This is a genomic window from Mangrovibacterium lignilyticum, from assembly GCF_010882175.1.
Classification (GTDB): Bacteria; Bacteroidota; Bacteroidia; order Bacteroidales; family Prolixibacteraceae; genus Mangrovibacterium; species Mangrovibacterium lignilyticum.
Genome location: NZ_WKLH01000003.1, coordinates 585,243 through 601,404 on the forward strand (window position 1 = coordinate 585,243; position 16,162 = coordinate 601,404).

Annotated in this window: 14 protein-coding genes; 6 read left to right on the forward strand and 8 right to left on the reverse strand. The window is 42.6% G+C overall.

Going from position 1 to position 16,162, the window contains the following annotated elements:
- Positions 1-40: 40 nt before the first annotated feature.
- The 4 genes from GJV22_RS16740 to GJV22_RS16755 all read right to left on the reverse strand — a co-directional run bounded on the left by GJV22_RS16740 (position 41) and on the right by GJV22_RS16755 (position 4,288).
- A complete protein-coding gene (locus GJV22_RS16740; protein ID WP_163716468.1) occupies positions 41-835 on the reverse strand; it encodes a thymidylate synthase in 795 nt (264 codons plus the stop codon).
- 170 nt (positions 836-1,005) lie between these two features.
- Complete coding sequence (locus GJV22_RS16745; RefSeq protein WP_163716471.1) at positions 1,006-2,001, reverse strand: substrate-binding domain-containing protein; 996 nt, start codon at positions 1,999-2,001, stop codon at positions 1,006-1,008.
- Between the two features lie 209 nt (positions 2,002-2,210).
- Positions 2,211-3,713 (reverse strand): NupC/NupG family nucleoside CNT transporter, encoded by a 1,503-nt coding sequence (locus GJV22_RS16750; protein WP_163716474.1) that lies wholly within the window; start codon positions 3,711-3,713, stop codon positions 2,211-2,213.
- A gap of 11 nt (positions 3,714-3,724) precedes the next feature.
- On the reverse strand, positions 3,725-4,288 hold the full coding sequence (locus GJV22_RS16755) for a bifunctional nuclease family protein (protein WP_238480348.1): 564 nt from the start codon (positions 4,286-4,288) through the stop codon (positions 3,725-3,727).
- Between the two features lie 395 nt (positions 4,289-4,683).
- Here GJV22_RS16755 and rplU point away from each other — a divergent pair, with 395 nt between their 5' ends.
- The 3 genes from rplU (at position 4,684) to serS (ending at position 6,696) form a co-directional block, all read left to right on the forward strand.
- The gene (gene rplU / locus GJV22_RS16760; protein WP_163716479.1) at positions 4,684-4,995 is read left to right on the forward strand and encodes a 50S ribosomal protein L21; all 312 of its coding nucleotides are present in this window, start codon (positions 4,684-4,686) and stop codon (positions 4,993-4,995) included.
- A gap of 21 nt (positions 4,996-5,016) precedes the next feature.
- Positions 5,017-5,289 carry a 50S ribosomal protein L27 gene (rpmA, locus tag GJV22_RS16765; RefSeq protein WP_163716482.1) on the forward strand — a complete coding sequence of 91 codons (273 nt, stop codon included), beginning with the start codon at positions 5,017-5,019 and terminating at the stop codon, positions 5,287-5,289.
- Between the two features lie 132 nt (positions 5,290-5,421).
- Positions 5,422-6,696 carry a serine--tRNA ligase gene (gene serS / locus GJV22_RS16770; RefSeq protein ID WP_163716485.1) on the forward strand — a complete coding sequence of 425 codons (1,275 nt, stop codon included), beginning with the start codon at positions 5,422-5,424 and terminating at the stop codon, positions 6,694-6,696.
- A gap of 382 nt (positions 6,697-7,078) precedes the next feature.
- Here serS and GJV22_RS16775 read toward each other — a convergent pair whose 3' ends face one another.
- On the reverse strand, positions 7,079-7,510 hold the full coding sequence (locus GJV22_RS16775; RefSeq protein ID WP_163716488.1) for an FKBP-type peptidyl-prolyl cis-trans isomerase: 432 nt from the start codon (positions 7,508-7,510) through the stop codon (positions 7,079-7,081).
- Positions 7,511-7,936: 426 nt separating this feature from the next.
- Here GJV22_RS16775 and GJV22_RS16780 point away from each other — a divergent pair, with 426 nt between their 5' ends.
- Positions 7,937-8,956 carry a glutamine synthetase beta-grasp domain-containing protein gene (locus GJV22_RS16780; RefSeq protein WP_163716490.1) on the forward strand — a complete coding sequence of 340 codons (1,020 nt, stop codon included), beginning with the start codon at positions 7,937-7,939 and terminating at the stop codon, positions 8,954-8,956.
- A gap of 113 nt (positions 8,957-9,069) precedes the next feature.
- Complete coding sequence (locus GJV22_RS16785) at positions 9,070-10,191, forward strand: pyridoxal phosphate-dependent aminotransferase (RefSeq protein ID WP_163716493.1); 1,122 nt, start codon at positions 9,070-9,072, stop codon at positions 10,189-10,191.
- A 13-nt stretch (positions 10,192-10,204) separates the two neighbouring features.
- Here GJV22_RS16785 and GJV22_RS16790 read toward each other — a convergent pair whose 3' ends face one another.
- From GJV22_RS16790 to GJV22_RS16800, 3 genes are read right to left on the reverse strand one after another with little or no spacing between them, the layout of a single operon-like run.
- Positions 10,205-11,053, reverse strand: coding sequence for an HAD-IIA family hydrolase (locus tag GJV22_RS16790; protein ID WP_163716497.1), 849 nt, complete (start codon positions 11,051-11,053; stop codon positions 10,205-10,207).
- A gap of 2 nt (positions 11,054-11,055) precedes the next feature.
- Positions 11,056-12,099, reverse strand: a complete 1,044-nt coding sequence (locus GJV22_RS16795; protein WP_163716501.1) for a hypothetical protein — start codon at positions 12,097-12,099, stop codon at positions 11,056-11,058.
- A gap of 49 nt (positions 12,100-12,148) precedes the next feature.
- Positions 12,149-13,501 carry a glutamine synthetase family protein gene (locus GJV22_RS16800; RefSeq protein WP_163716503.1) on the reverse strand — a complete coding sequence of 451 codons (1,353 nt, stop codon included), beginning with the start codon at positions 13,499-13,501 and terminating at the stop codon, positions 12,149-12,151.
- A 443-nt stretch (positions 13,502-13,944) separates the two neighbouring features.
- On the opposite strand from GJV22_RS16800, the gene GJV22_RS16805 reads away from it, so the two are divergent.
- Positions 13,945-16,134, forward strand: coding sequence for a glutamine synthetase III family protein (locus GJV22_RS16805; RefSeq protein ID WP_163716506.1), 2,190 nt, complete (start codon positions 13,945-13,947; stop codon positions 16,132-16,134).
- The last annotated feature ends 28 nt before the right edge of the window (positions 16,135-16,162 follow it).

A 16,162-nucleotide genomic window follows, 5' to 3' on the forward strand; every position in this document is an offset into this window, starting at 1 on the left:
CATTGGAAAGGGCTTCACCAATGTGAAACCCTTTGAATATTTATACTGAAACTTTTCCCGGAATATGGGGGTGCGCTTCGTAGTTGATCAATTCAAAATCTTCAAACTTAAAGTCGAAGATAGATTTTACTTCCGGGTTGATTTTCATTTGCGGAAGAGATTTGGGGTCTCGCGTCAATTGAAGTTTCACTTGTTCCAGGTGGTTTTGGTAGATATGTACATCCCCGCCGGTCCACACAAAATCACCGGGTTTTAGTCCGCAAACCTGGGCCATCATCAAAGTCAGCAAGGCGTAGGATGCAACATTGAAAGGAACGCCCAGAAACACGTCGCAACTGCGTTGGTACAATTGGCATGATAGTTTTCCGTCGGCTACATAAAATTGGAAAAGCAGGTGGCAGGGTGGAAGCGCCATTTGGTCAACTTCGCCGACGTTCCAGGCACTCACAATATGGCGTCTCGAATTCGGGTTGTTTTTCAGCGAATTAACAACGTACGATATCTGGTCAATATGGCGACCATCCGGAGTTGGCCACGACCGCCATTGGTATCCGTAAACATGGCCTAAATCGCCGTTTTCGTCTGCCCATTCGTTCCAGATACGTACGCCATTGTCGGTGAGATATTTAATATTGGTATCTCCCGCCAAAAACCACAGCAATTCGTGAATGATTGATTTGAGGTGCAGTTTTTTGGTCGTAAGGACCGGGAATCCTTCTTCCAGGTTAAAACGCATTTGATGACCAAAAACACTGATTGTCCCCGTTCCTGTACGGTCGCTTTTTTCAGTTCCGTTTTTTAGGACATGATCCAGTAAATCAAGATATTGCTTCATGGTGAATGTGTGATTTCAACGAATATTAAGATGCCTTTTTCGAGTGGGCAAGATACATTTTTTAGCTGAAGGAGTAAAGTCCCTTTTGCAATCTGGAGCTAAATATATGGACACAAAAGAAGCGCGTAGGTTGATTACGCGCTTCACCAAAGGGTTCTAGGGAAATCGTATTATTCAAATATCTCCTGTTCTGCAACAAACCCTTCAGAAAGAACTGTCATCCGAATGTTCTGCTTATTCACCACCTGTCCGTCAAGCAGAATAGCCGGAACAAGTCGGTGCCCGTTGTTAACGGTGAAACTCATGTTGTCGGATGGCTTTTTACCTTTTGCCATTTTAATCGCTGCATCAGCAGCATTGTAGGCGAGTGATTCAATTGGTTTATATACGGTGATAGTCTGTGTGCCGAGAAGAATATTCCGAATGGCGCCAATATCTGCATCTTGCCCTGCAACCAATACTTTCCCAGCCAGGTCTTTTTCCTGTAATGCCTTAATGGCACCACCGGCAAGGGCATCATTTCCGGCAATTATGGCATCGACTGTTTCTCCTTTGTCCAGAATTCCTTTTACCATGTCATAACCGTCTTCCTCATCCCAATGGTCGACAAATTTGCTGCCAACAATCCGAATATCGCCTTTGTCGACTAGCGGTTGAAGGACATTCATCCATCCCAGGTATAGTTGATAAGAGTTGTTATCGGATGTAGGTCCGCCAATTAGCACATAGTTTCCGCTTGGGCTGACTGTTGTCAGAAAATTGGCCTGATCCTCGCCAACCTTGATATTGTCGGTAGAGACATAGAAGTCGATGTCGCAGTCCCGTATTAAACGGTCGTAAGAGATGACTGGTATATGTCTGTTATTCGCCATTTTTACAATTCCTGCAGCAACAACCATATCTACAGGAATAATGACTAAAACATCAACATCGTTGTTGATTAGCTCCAACGCTTGTTGAAACTGAACATCAGGATCTGAATCAGCTATTTTTACAATAACTGTCCCTTTGTTTTCTTCCACTTTCTCGACGAAAGCGTCGCGGTCTTTTACCCAGCGTTCCCTGGCAATTGTATCCATCAGTAAACCGATTTCAGGTTTTTGTTTACAACCGGCAAGAAGCAAGAAGACCAGAAGGATCTGAAATACAAATGAGATTTGCTTCATAACGGAGAGATTTTGATTAATACTACTTTCCGATACGAAGTATAAAACAAATATGTTAAGACTTTAAAAACATCATAATTCTTGTAACCTCTTTGAAAAAGGTATATTGGATGTTGAATCGCCTGTCAGGCTAGCAGTTCAGGATTGCGGATAAATTTGATTTGCGAAGTGAATAATGGATTATCAATATGATACTTTATAATATCCTGCTAGCCCAAAATCATCCCGACAATCGTTGCCGACATGAGCGAAGCCAGTGTTCCTGCAAGTAAAGCATACATGCCGAATTTCGATAAGATGACCCGTTTGCCGGGAGCCAGCGCCCCAATTCCACCAATCTGAATCCCAATGGAAGCGAAGTTGGCAAAACCACATAGAATGTAGGTGGCCATGATTATTGATTTTTGATCGAAGAATGCACCTGCTGATTTTAAGTCCGACAGGCTGATGTATCCAATAAATTCAGTCAGAATGAGTTTTTCACCCAACAATCGTCCTACAAGCATAATGTCCTGTTGGCAAATTCCAATCAACCACATGACCGGGGCAAACAAGTATCCCAACAGAAATTGAAGGGATAATTCGGTAAATCGGCCATCGGTTCCATTGGCGATCATTTCATTGAGTCCGGAAAGTGAGCCCACAAATCCGAAAATATAATTGACCATGGCAATTAAGGCCAAAAAAGCTAAAAGCATACCGGCTACATTAACTGCCAGTTTTAGTCCTTCACTGGTTCCGTTGGTGATCGCATCGAGCACGTTGCTGCCGATTTTATCTTTGCTGACTTCGACATCCTGGTTGACTTTTTCGGTGTTTGGAACGAGAATTTTTGAGAAAATAACTGCTGCTGGTGCTGCCATAACTGATGCTGTGAGTAGATGCTTGGCAAACTCCAGGCGCAACACCGGGTCATTACCGCCCAGCATGCCGATGTAGGCCGCCAAAACGCCACCAGCTAAAGTTGCCATTCCTCCGGTCATAACCAGCATGATTTCAGAGTTATTCATTTTCGACAAATAAGCTTTAATCATCAATGGCGATTCGGTTTGCCCTAGAAAAATGTTTCCGGCAACCGACAGTGATTCGGCACCCGACAACTTTAATAATCGGGTAAACACCCATGCCAATGCCCAAACCACCCGTTGAATGATTCCCCAGTAAAAAAGAAGACTGGTTAAGGCCGAAAAGAAAACGATGGTTGGAAGAATTTGGAAGGCGAAAATCATTCCGAAGCTGGAGCTATCTGCTAAAGAACCAAATAGGAATTCGCTCCCCACCTTGGTGAAGTCCAGAATTTTGACGAAAATCTTGCCAAAAAACTCAAACCCAAGCCGGATAAAAGGCACATATAAGACTCCGATAGCGAGAATAATTTGAAAGGCCAGGCCAATCAGGACTGTTTTCCAGGGAATATTCCTGCGGTCCTTCGAGAACACCCAGCCGATGGCTATAAGAACCAACATCCCGATTAAGCCGCGTAATATCGTTATATAACTGAATGAATGCTTTCGTTCTTTAGACAGTAGGATGTTTGAAGTTGCCATCTTGGCTGGCGTTGGGCTAACTTCTGCTGTTTTTTCTTGAGCAGGACTTTGAAACACTTCATCAGCTGTGCTGATCGAATCTGATTGGGGTGTCGCATATGCGAATGTCGGAAACGAGCTGATTGATCCAATCAGCAAGATCAGCCATAGGGTGAGCTGTTTCATATGTCAGCAAATTATTTTTTTCGTCGGTTAATTTCATCCCTGATTCGGGAGGCCCGTTCGTAGTCTTCGTTGTTGATCGATTCATTCATCATGTCGGTCAGCTCGTTAACGGTATAACGTTCGAATTCAGACTCCGATTTGCTGCTACTGGTCGTGGCAATGTCACGGCCAAATTCGACTTCAGAAGGGCTTTCAGGATCTAAGATAATCCCTGCTTTTCGCAAAATTTCTTCTGTTGTATAAATTGGACATTTAAAACGAAGTGCCAAAGCGACAGCATCTGATGTTCTGGAGTCAATCCGGATTTCCTGAGTTCCCATTTCACAAACCAGTTCCGAAAAGAAAATACCTTCTTCCAGTTTGTAAATGATAACTTCGGAGATGTTGATATCGAAAGCAACAGCAATATTTTTAAATAAGTCGTGCGTTAACGGCCTTGGAGGTTTTAAACCTTCCAGCTGAATAGCAATAGCCTGGGCTTCAACCGGCCCTATAATAATCGGGATTCTTCGGTCACCGGTTTCTTCAGCCAATACTAAAGCGTAGGCCCCGGATTGTGTTTGACTGACAGACAAACCTAGAATGTTTAAACGAATTTTATGCATAAAATATCAAGCCTCGGAGGAATGTATGCAACAAATATAACAATTGTTTCAGGTATTGAAACCAAAAGCCTGGTATAATTGCTGTTGTTGAATAGCCTTCAACTTCATCATTCCGTTTTCTGAAATCTACGTATATTCGCGGTGATTTGTTAATCGACGATAGTTCAATTGATTGCAGCAGAGGGTGATTGCCGTTCTTTTTCGGAATGAAAAAATACGTTTGTTTGTTGAAAAATATTTGTAATCCTTTGGTTGTCATCAAAAAATATCTACTTTTGCAGTCCGAAAGTTTCGAGTAGGCTTGAAAAGTGGATTGTTATTTGTAATTGATCCCGCCTTCCGGACAAAATTATTAAACGTTCAGTATGTACGCTATTGTAGAGATTGCAGGACAACAGTTTCGTGTTGAAAAAGACAAAAAATTGTTCGTTCATCGCCTTGAAACAGCAGAAGGCGAAAGTGTAGAATTTGAGAAAGTTCTTTTGACAGACAACGACGGTACTATCGCTATCGGAACTCCGGTTGTAGAAGGTGCTAAAGTTAAAGCAAAAGTATTGGAACACCTGAAAGGTGAAAAAGTGATCATTTTCAAAAAGAAACGTCGTAAAGGCTACAAAAAGAAAAATGGTCACCGTCAGTACTTGACTCAGATTCAGATTGAAGAAATTATTGGATAACCCGAAAAACAATTATTAACCATGGCTCATAAAAAAGGTGTCGGTAGTTCGAAAAACGGACGCGAATCGGAAAGTAAACGACTTGGCGTAAAAATCTACGGCGGTCAGGTTTGCAAAGCTGGGAACATTTTAGTTCGTCAGCGCGGAACATCTCATCATCCTGGTAATAATGTCGGTATCGGAAAAGATCATACATTATTTGCCCTTATTGATGGTACTGTTGTTTTTAGAAAGAAAAGAGACAACAAATCGTATGTGTCTGTTGAACCCGTTGTGGAATTGGCAGTCAACTAAGACGATTTTAATCATACGTATTGAGAATCTCCTGTCTTGTTTGAGGCAGGAGATTTTTATTTTATACATTTGCCAAGCAAAAATTAGAATACAAAAATCATAACAGGTCAGCGACCGTAATATCTGTGCCTTATGCTCAATTTACGTTTTATCCAGGAAAACCCGGAATTGGTTATTGAAAAACTGAAGAAGAAGAATTTTGACGCTTCTGAGATTGTCGGAGAAATCAGCGAACTATATAAAAAGAAAAATGAAATTCAGTCGAGCGCCGACCAGGTGAAGGCTGAAATGAATAAACTCTCGAAGGAAATCGGACAGTTATTTCGCGAGGGAAAACAAGCTGAGGCCAATGTGGCAAAAGAACGTACTTCCGTTTTAAAAGATAGCATCAAACAACTGGATGAAGATTTTGCGAAAATTGACGAGCAGGTTTTCGAGTTGCAGGTTCAACTACCCAATATACCGTGTGATCTGGTTCCGGCAGGAAAGACCCCGGAGGATAATGAGATTGTAAAAACCGGTGGAGAAATGGTGGACTTGGGCGAAAACAAATTGCCTCACTGGGAATTGGCTTCAAAATACGACCTGATCGACTTTGAATTGGGTGTGAAACTGACCGGTGCTGGTTTTCCTGTTTATAAGGGAAAAGGATCGCGTTTACAGCGTGCTTTAATCAATTTCTTTTTAAATGAAGCGGTAGAAGCCGGTTACCTCGAAATTCAACCGCCATTGATGGTGAATGAAGACAGTGGCTTTGGTACCGGACAATTGCCCGATAAAGAAGGACAAATGTACCATGTAACCGAGGATAACCTGTATCTGATTCCAACAGCTGAGGTTCCGGTTACCAACTTGTACCGCGATGTAATTGTGGATGCAAAAGACTTACCAATTAAGAATACTGCTTACAGTGCTTGCTTTCGTCGCGAAGCCGGTTCGTACGGAAAAGATGTTCGCGGTTTGAACCGTCTGCATCAATTTGATAAAGTTGAGGTTGTGCAGGTTGCTCATCCGGATAAGAGTTACGCCATTTTGGATGAAATGGTTGCTCATGTTGAAGGTTTGGTTCAAAAGCTGGGATTGCCATACCGCATCTTGCGTTTGTGTGGTGGCGATATGAGTTTTACTTCAGCGTTGACTTACGACTTCGAAGTGTATTCTGCCGCTCAGGAAAAATGGTTGGAAGTGAGTTCGGTTTCAAACTTCGAATCGTTCCAGGCGAACCGTTTGAAATTGCGTTACCGCGACGAGCAAACCAAGAAGCCGGTTGTTGCGCACACCTTGAATGGAAGTGCGTTGGCGTTGCCGCGTATTGTGGCAGCCTTGCTTGAGAACAACCAGACTGCTGACGGTATTAAAGTACCTGAGGTTCTTGTTCCGTTCTGCGGTTTCGATACGATTAATTAGACAGAGTACGTTATACTATATAATATAGAGGCTGTCCATTGGGGCAGCCTTTTTTGTTTTTCGTGAGCCAGAAGTCGGAATATGCTGGCCGGGGCTCTGGTTTCACAAAAGAAGTTTGTATACGGTATTTTCGCTGGCTGGGTTTTGCTCCGGTTGTCAGCTGTGGTTATTTCGGAGAGTCGGTTTTGTTCCCGATGGCAGTTCGTGGTTTACCCGATGGTAGTTTTACTTCATGCGTCAGCCTTGTTCGTGCCGGAGGGGCGATTTCACTCCGAATGCCAGCGGTGGTCCTACCCGAGGGTAGTTTTTCGCTTCAGTTGTCAACTTTTGTCATACCCGAGCGTAGTTTGCGTTCCAAACGGCGGTAGTGGTCGCACCGAAGCTAAAGGATCTCTACTAATCGGATATCAAACGCCAACACCGCATAGGGAGGAATCTTATTCGACGTTCCTTTGCGTCCCCAGGCCAGGTCGGCAGGCACCCAAAATTTATAGCGACTACCCACACTCATGAGTTGCATTCCTTCCTGTAAGCCCTCAATCATTTCATTTAAGGCCACCTGGTCGGGCTTGTTTTGGCGGTAAGTATCCTCCAGTATTTTCCCGTCCAGTAATTGCGCTCGTTGATGCATCAGCACCGTTGAATATTCATCTGGTTTTGGACCATTGGTTTCTTCAACGACTAAATATTGCAGTCCGCTGCCGGTTTCAATCACACCTTCCTTTTGTCGGTTCTGAGCCAAAAAGTCGTCGCCCATTTTTCGGTGATGGCCGGCTGCTCCTTTACTTTTCTTTTTTGATTCCCGTTGTGCCAATTTGATAGTTAATTAAGGTTGACGAAACAAAAATATCTAATTCAGGCTAGAATAGAAAGCAAATGTATCGGTCTTAATGAATTGGAGAGCGAAGTGCTTCTAACTGGCTCAACGAGCGGATTTGAGCTGAATTTTGTACGCAGTCGATAACAGCGAACTTGATTGATTATGGGGTAATGGATGTGAAAAGTGTAAAAATATTTTCAACCTGACCTGTTAAAAACGTATCTGTTTTAGAATAAATTTATAATTTTGGAGTCATCCCCCCTTGAGGATTGAGGCTGAAATAGAAACCAGATTTTAATATGAATTAATCATTAACTTTCTCCGAGAAGTTAGTATTTTATTTATAGATTTGCCAGTCTGTTCTATTTTTGATGTTAAATTTTAAGAAAAACATATCATTAACTTATAATTTGTAACACGATGAAAACAAAATTGGAGTATATCTGGCTCGATGGATACAAGCCAACCCAAAGCTTAAGAGCAAAAACAAGAATAGCAAATAATTTCAGCGGTAAATTGGAAGACTGTCCTGTTTGGTCTTTTGATGGTTCTTCTACAGAACAAGCTGAAGGTGGAAGCTCTGACTTGTTATTGAAGCCAGTTGCTATTTACCCGGATCCTGCTCGCAAGAATGCTTATTTAGTAATGACTGAAGTCTTGTTGCCGGACGGAACTCCACACGTATCAAACGGTCGTGCTACAATCACTGAAGAAGACGAAGATTTCTGGTTTGGTTTCGAGCAAGAATATTTCCTGATGGATGCAGAAACTAACAAACCCCTTGGTTTCCCTGTAAACGGTTATCCAGCTCCACAAGGACCTTACTATTGTGGTGTAGGTGCTAAATTCATGTTTGGTCGCGAAATCGTTGAAGAACACTTCGACCTTTGCCTGGAAGCAGGTTTGAATGTTGAAGGTATCAACGCTGAGGTAGCAACCGGACAGTGGGAATTCCAAATTTTCGCTAAAGGTGCGCACAATGCAGGTGATGAAATCTGGGTTGCTCGCTATTTGTTGGAAAGAACTTGTGAAAAATATGGTGTTTGGGTAGACTGGCATCCGAAACCACTTGGCAAATTTGCTGACTGGAACGGTTCTGGTATGCACGCAAACTTCTCAAATGGTTTGTTGAGAACTTGTGGTGACAAAAAAGTATTTGATGCTGTTTGCGAAGAATTCGGAAAACACATCGAAGAGCATATCGCAGTTTACGGAGCTGATAACGATCAACGTTTGACTGGTCTTCACGAAACTGCATCAATCACTGATTTTAGCTATGGTGTTTCTGACCGTGGATGTTCATTGCGTATCCCTGTTGGAACTGTAGAAGATGGCTGGAAAGGTCGTATTGAAGACCGTCGTCCTGCTTCAAATGGTGACCCATACAAAATTGCTGCTGTTATCATCAAAACAACGCATAAAGCAATTGCAAAAATGTAATCAAGATAATCGATTATATATGGAAAGCTACTCTGAAAAGAGTAGCTTTTTTTATGCTTATTCACTTCGTTTTGTAACGTTTTGATGTTTATTTTTACCGAAATTTTTGCGCCATGACAAACATAAAATTCCCGGTTAAAAAAGAGCTCTTTCTCGAAACAACACACTCGCCGGCTTTGGTCGATATTGTTGGACCAGAATTGGTGAACGAAGTTGTTGATTTTTGCTTCATCGCGAATCCCTATTATCCAACTCCTGCGATGATGGACGAATTGTTGGCTAAGATTCCGGAGATTATTAAAGCATATCCATCGAGTAATCCGCGTTTAGCCCGGGAACAACTTGCAGCAGTATTAAAAATTGATCCGCAACACCTCATTTTAGGTAATGGAGCAACCGAACTGATCACATTGATTGAGCAGGAATTGATTGACGATATTGCCATTCCAATTCCGACATTCAGCGAATACCTTGAAAAACTTCGGGATGCCGACTCGGCTCGTTTGTACCAGTTGCCAGCTGATAGAGACTACCAGCTTAATCTGAGTGATTTTGCCGATTGGATTGACGAACAGTCCATTTCTTCGGCTTTAATTATAAATCCGGGGAATCCTACCGGGCAGTTTATTCATTTGGTTGAATTGAAAGCTTTCCTGAAGCGGATGGGCCACTTGAAAGTTATTCTGCTGGATGAGTCTTTCATTGACTTTAGCGGTATTGATCAACCTTCGTTAATGCCATTTTTGGATGAATATCCAAATGTAATTGTTGTGCGCAGTATGAGTAAACATTGTGGTGTTCCCGGTCTTCGACTGGGGTATTGCTGTACGTCGAACAACGAGTTCAATTCCGTTTTAAAAGCGTTGTTGCCTGTGTGGAATATTAACACAATCGCCGAGTATTTTCTGTTGATGTTGCCTAAAACCGACCGGGAATATCAGCAGTCAGTAACCCAGGTTGTGAAGGATGTAAGATTGCTTTACTCCAAATTGAAAAAACTTAACGGCTATAAGATTTATCCTACCGGAAGTAATTTCATTCTGGTCAGAATTAATTTCGGCATTTCTGCGCTAGAGCTTCAAATGCGCTTGTTGGAAGAATATGGACTTTATGTACGTGATTGCTCCAACAAAGAAGGGCTTGATAAGTATCACATTCGTGTGGCATCGCAAAGGGAAGCCAATGACGATCGGTTAGTTCAGGCATTGCAGGAAATCAGTCAGGATTTCCTGTAATGTCGATTACAGATTAGGGAATAATAGCCGAATCGCAGATGTAGTTTGGAATAATTCCGGAACTTGAAATGCGCACTTTAGCCATCTCGGGTAAAGTATTCCCGGATAGTACAAGGGCGGTATCCATTCCAAATTTGTTTCCGCCAATGATATCTGTATAAAGGGTATCGCCGACCATCAGTATGTCATTTCTTTTCATGGGTTTGACTTCACAAGCTCTTTCGTAGGCAAACATAAACATTTGGGCATCCGGTTTGCCGAACCGGATAAATTTTTTCCCTAATACCTCTTCAACCAAATCTGAAATACCACCAATCGCCACGGCAACATCGTTATGGCTAACTGGGTAATGAATATCCGTATTGGCGACAACTACCGGCATGTTTTTTTTTCGAAGTAGGTTGATCACTTTGTTGATGTCCTGATTCCAATCGAAGCCTTCATCGTCCAGGAATACGAGACATTTGACATGGTCGATATCATTCAGGTCGATGTCGCGAATCGGGAGCGTATCTAACCCTGCTGTCTCAATGTAGTGTGCCGAGTCTCCCGTTCCCAAGTATGCTACCGTTCCGTTTTTAATTTTAAGGGACAGCCAGTCGTGGGCCAACATCCCGGAAGAAATGATTTTATCCGGAGTAATGCTTTTTATGCCTCTTCGGATATAACCATCGGCCAATCCCTCCGGTCCTCTCGAGCTATCGTTGGTAACCACAAAATAGTTGATGCCATGTTCGTCCAAAAAATCAAAAGTCCGTTCAATGCCCGGTATAATTCCCTTGTGGTTTTTTAAAACACCAAAGGCATCGAAGAAAATTGTTTTGTATTTGAGAGCAACAGTTTTGAAATCTTTCGTTTTCATAATCAGAGTTTTAATGCACGTAATAGCTTTTCGGCCTGGAAGTTGGTGTCAATTGTGCGGAAGTAGACGTCGTAAGCTTCCTTTTGTAATTTCCGGGCATAAGTTGGCTGAAAGAAATAGGGCCCGTCTTTAATGACGTAATTCAAAATAAAGAAGCGGTAACATTCCTGAATCAATCTGATTTCGGGTTCTGTTAGCGGATATATTTTATGGTATTCTTTTAGAAATAGAATGAAACGTTCTTCCATCAACGGATCGATGACGTAGCTGAAAACGGTCCGGTCTCCGACATCAGAACAGACCCTGCTAAAGAAGTAAAAATCCATCACCCGGCTCGACATCCGGAACCAGTCGTAATCCCATCTGGAATAGAATTTTCCATCGGCTGTCACTGAAAAATTTCCAATGTTCCAATCAACAAAAACCGGAATAATATCAATTTCGGTCATGTAGTTATAGTGATCGGCATTATTAAGGAAAGTATCACACTGGCGTAAAATCAGGTCCTTTTGTTCTTGCGTCGCACAAAATTTCTGTTCCCGGATAGTCTTCATTAATTGGTGAATGTCGGTCACCACACTTTTAGATGCGATGGGCAACTGGCTGCTAATATTGTAGCAGGCTTTATGAAAACGAGCCAGTTCGCGTCCCGATTTTTTGACGTGCTTCTCTTCAAGTCGCCGTGGTAGTTTATTCTTGACTTTAATGGGATTGTAAAAAACGACCCAGGCCCAATGATCCTGCGAGTAGTAGCGGTAAATGTAAAGATCGTTTCGTTTGACCAATGATTGCGCCAGGAAGGTTTCGTAGGGGATTTCCAGGTTGTTGGCCAGGTTGTTTATAATGATATGATCTTCTTTGAAATGTTCAAATTTCCCGTAGTCCGATAGTTTGGCGAAAACCGGTTGTCGGTTGTAAAATGAAATTTTATAAACTGAGTTCGTCGAAACATGAGCACTTACATCAAAAATACCTTTGATTTCATGTCTGTCGTCAAACTCCTTCCAGGCTTGCCTGATGATATGATAATTATCTAATTTTTCCATTTTGGTTGTAATAATCTTGCCTTTCGTGAAAAGCTTTTTCCATTTTTTTTTAAATGATCTCGAAATAGCGCTTGAGCTCCCAATCGGTAACCGCTTTCGCAAATTCACGGCATTCCCATTCTCTGGTTTTAGTGAAATGATTGGTGAAAGCTTCTCCTAAAATTTCGTTCGCTAACGTCGATTGTGCCATTTGTTTCGTGGCTTCCATGAGGTTCGAAGGGAGCTTGACTGCATCTTGTTTGGCGTATGCATTACCAACAATGGCCGGGCTTTCCAGCTTCAACCCTTTTTTTATACCGTATAAACCTGAAGCCAGCGAAGCAGCCATGGCCAGATACGGATTCATGTCCGATCCGGGCACACGCATCTCAAGGCGTGTTGATTTTTCGTCTCCATTCAGTACCCGAACGGCAGTTGTCCGGTTGTCGTAACCCCAGGTCACTGTCGTGGGTGCCCATGCTCCGTCGCGGAGTCGCTTAAAACTGTTAATTGTCGGCGCGTACATTGGCAATACTTCAGGCAAACAATATAGCTGTCCGGCCAGATAGCTTTCCATAAGGGGACTCATCGGTTTCGTGGGATTTCCTGAATAAAAAAGGTTTTTACTTTGGTCAGCATTCCATATGCTTTGATGAATGTGGCCGCTGCAACCGGGAAGGTCTTCGTTCCATTTGGCCATAAATGTGGACACAATGCCGTGACGGTAAGCAATTTCTTTGACCGCCGTTTTAAATAAAGTCGCTTTGTCGGCGGCTTTCAAAATTTCATCGTACCGAATGGCCGATTCGTAAACTCCCGGCCCGGTTTCGGTGTGTAATGATTCCAACGGAATATCGAACTGAAACAGTAAATCAAACAGTTCGTTGAAAAATTCTTTGTAAAGTGAAGGCCGAAGTTGCGAGTAGCCAAACATCCCCGGCGTTAAAGACTGCAATTTCTGAAAAGAAGAAGCGGCCAGTTCGTTTGGGGTTCCCAGAAAATTGAACCATTCAAATTCCTGAGCAAAAATTGCTTTATATCCCAGGTCTGTTGCCTGTCGCCGAATTTGCTTCAATAAGGTTCTTGGACAGGCCGAATTATTTTCGTCGTTTTCAAAATCTCCCAGAAAATATGGAATGTTATTATCCCAAGGGACATTCCGAAAGGTATTGAGGTCGATATTTGCTTTTTTATCGGGGTAGCCGGTATGCCAGCCGGTAATCTCTACATTGTCGTAGCATCTGTCGCTTGAATCCCATCCAAAAACGACATCGCAAAAGCCGGCCTGCTTCTCCGTGATTTCGATAAATTTGTCCAGAAGCAAGGTTTTCGATCGCAAGATTCCGTCAATGTCACAGATCGCAAATTTGATCTTTTTGTGTCCCGCCTCTTCCAATTTTTTCACTATCTCGAGTATTCCCATTTGCAGCTGTTATTTCATCTTCATAATACGAAGATATTAAATTAAGCATAACGGTTAATTATTAAAAAAATGTTAGAGGAAATATTGCCGATAGCACGGTTTTATTCGCATTTCCTGGTATTTGTGTTAGTCTGTTGCGATTTTCTGAGGCTGGTTTGCTGAATACTTAGCTTGTGTTTTATGGAAATATGGAAGCTTTTCTTCGACAGGGGTCGTTTTAATGGGGGATGGATGACAAAAAGATAGATCTTTGGACTGAAATGTCTATTGAAGTACAATGGATCACTAAAAAAACATTATTTTTGCGAAGCGAAATTTTTGCGGGATTATTTCGCATTTGTTTGACATTGACGGTAGTTTCTTGTTTCATTTTTGATAACTGAGATACAAGTTTCTGCCGGATATTGTTTGATATTGTAAAACCTTAACTATTCAGAACTAATATGGCTGTATTTAGATTCAAAGCTCTGGACGAAGTTCTAGCGCGCCAACCGCTGCAGATTACTCGTGAGCACAACCTTACCTCGGATTATTTTGGCTACAAGGTCTTCGACCGGCCTAAAATGAAAAAGTATTTATCGAAAGAAGCTTATAAAGCAGTTTGCGATGCAGTAGATAATAGTGCTCCGATTGATCGGAAAATGGCCGATCAGGTGGCTCAGGGAATGAAAGCCTGGGCAACCGAAAACGGAGCAACACATTATACACATTGGTTTCATCCATTAACCGACGGAACAGCAGAAAAGCACGATGCTTTCATTGTGAATGTTGAAGATGGCGGAGTTGTCGAATCTTTCTCCGGAAAATTATTGGCTCAACAGGAACCGGATGCATCTTCGTTTCCAAGTGGTGGAATCCGTCAGACGTTCGAAGCACGCGGTTACACAGCATGGGATGCTTCGTCTCCTGCTTTTATTGTTGACGGAACATTGTGTATTCCTACCGTTTTTATTTCATACACCGGCGAAGCGCTGGACTATAAAACTCCTTTCCTTCGGGCATTGAATGCTGTTGACAAAGCGGCAACCGAAGTTTGTTTGTACTTTGATAAGACAGTTACTAAAGTTCAGGCGAATTTAGGATGGGAGCAGGAATATTTTTTAATTGACGAGGCACTTTATATGGCCCGGCCAGACTTGGTTTTGACCGGTCGGACACTCATGGGACATGCTTCTTCGAAAGACCAGCAACTGGATGACCATTATTTCAGTTCTATTCCAACCCGGGTTTACCGGTTTATGGAAGACCTGGAAAATGAAGCTTACAAATTGGGCATTCCGGTGAAGACCCGTCACAACGAGGTTGCACCAAACCAGTTCGAAGTAGCTCCTATTTTTGAGGAAGCTAATCTGGCGAATGATCACAACCAACTATTAATGGACATCATGAAGAAAATTGCCCGTCGGCATAAATTCATGGTTCTTTTCCACGAAAAGCCGTTTGCCGGGGTGAATGGTTCCGGAAAACACAATAACTGGTCGTTGATAACAGACAACGGTGTCAATCTTTATTCACCGGGAAAAAATCCGAAATCGAATCTGCAGTTCCTCACCTTTGTGGTGAATACACTAAAAGCTGTTTACGATAACCAGGATTTGCTGCGAGCCAGTATTCTAACAGCCGGGAATGCCCATCGTTTGGGCGCCAATGAAGCGCCGCCTTCAATTTTGTCGGTATTTTTGGGATCTGAGGTTAGTAAAATGCTCGATTTGATGGAGACCGCAGTAGTGGAGCGTAAAATGACACCGGACGAAAAAACAGCTTTGAAGTTGAATATCGGACGAATTCCGGAAATCATTTTAGATACAACGGACAGGAATCGGACCTCACCTTTTGCCTTTACCGGTAACCGGTTCGAATACCGTGCTGTTGGCTCATCGGCTAACTGCGCTGCTTCAATGATTGCTTTGAACACTGCCATGGCAGCTCAGCTAACTAAATTTAAAAATGAGGTTGACGGTCTGATTGAAAAAGGGGTGAAAAAGGATGAAGCTATTTTCCAGGTCATGAAACGGCTGATCATTGAAACCAAACCAATTCGTTTTGATGGCAATGGGTACAGCGAAGAGTGGGTTGAGGAAGCGGCCAGACGAGGACTGACCAACGTTAGCAGCGTACCTGAAGCGATCTCAGCATTTACCCGAAAAGAGTTTGTTGATTTGTTCTCGTCGGTGAAAGTGTTGAATCAAAGTGAACTGGAAGGACGAGCTGAAGTGGAGTACGAAAAATACACCATGAAAGTACAAATCGAAGCGCGTGTACTGGGTGATTTGGCCATTAATCACATTGTTCCTACTGCAGTACAATACCAAACCACTCTGCTTACGAATGTGAAATATTTGAAAGATGTGTTCCCTGCAGATGAATTCGAAAAACTGGCAGAAGGACGTCTTGGTTTGATTCGCGAAGTAGGTACGCATATTTCGACCATCAAGGTGAAGGTGAAGGAAATGGTTGAAGCTCGCAAGGTGGCAAATGTAATTGAAAATGCTGCCGAGAAAGCGAAAGCGTACGAAACGACAGTTTTTCCCTATCTCGATGAGATCCGTTATCACATTGATAAGTTGGAGCTGACCGTTGATAATGAACTTTGGCCTTTGCCGAAATACCGCGAATTATTATTTGTGAAATAATCAGAATTCAATATAGACGAAAAAGACC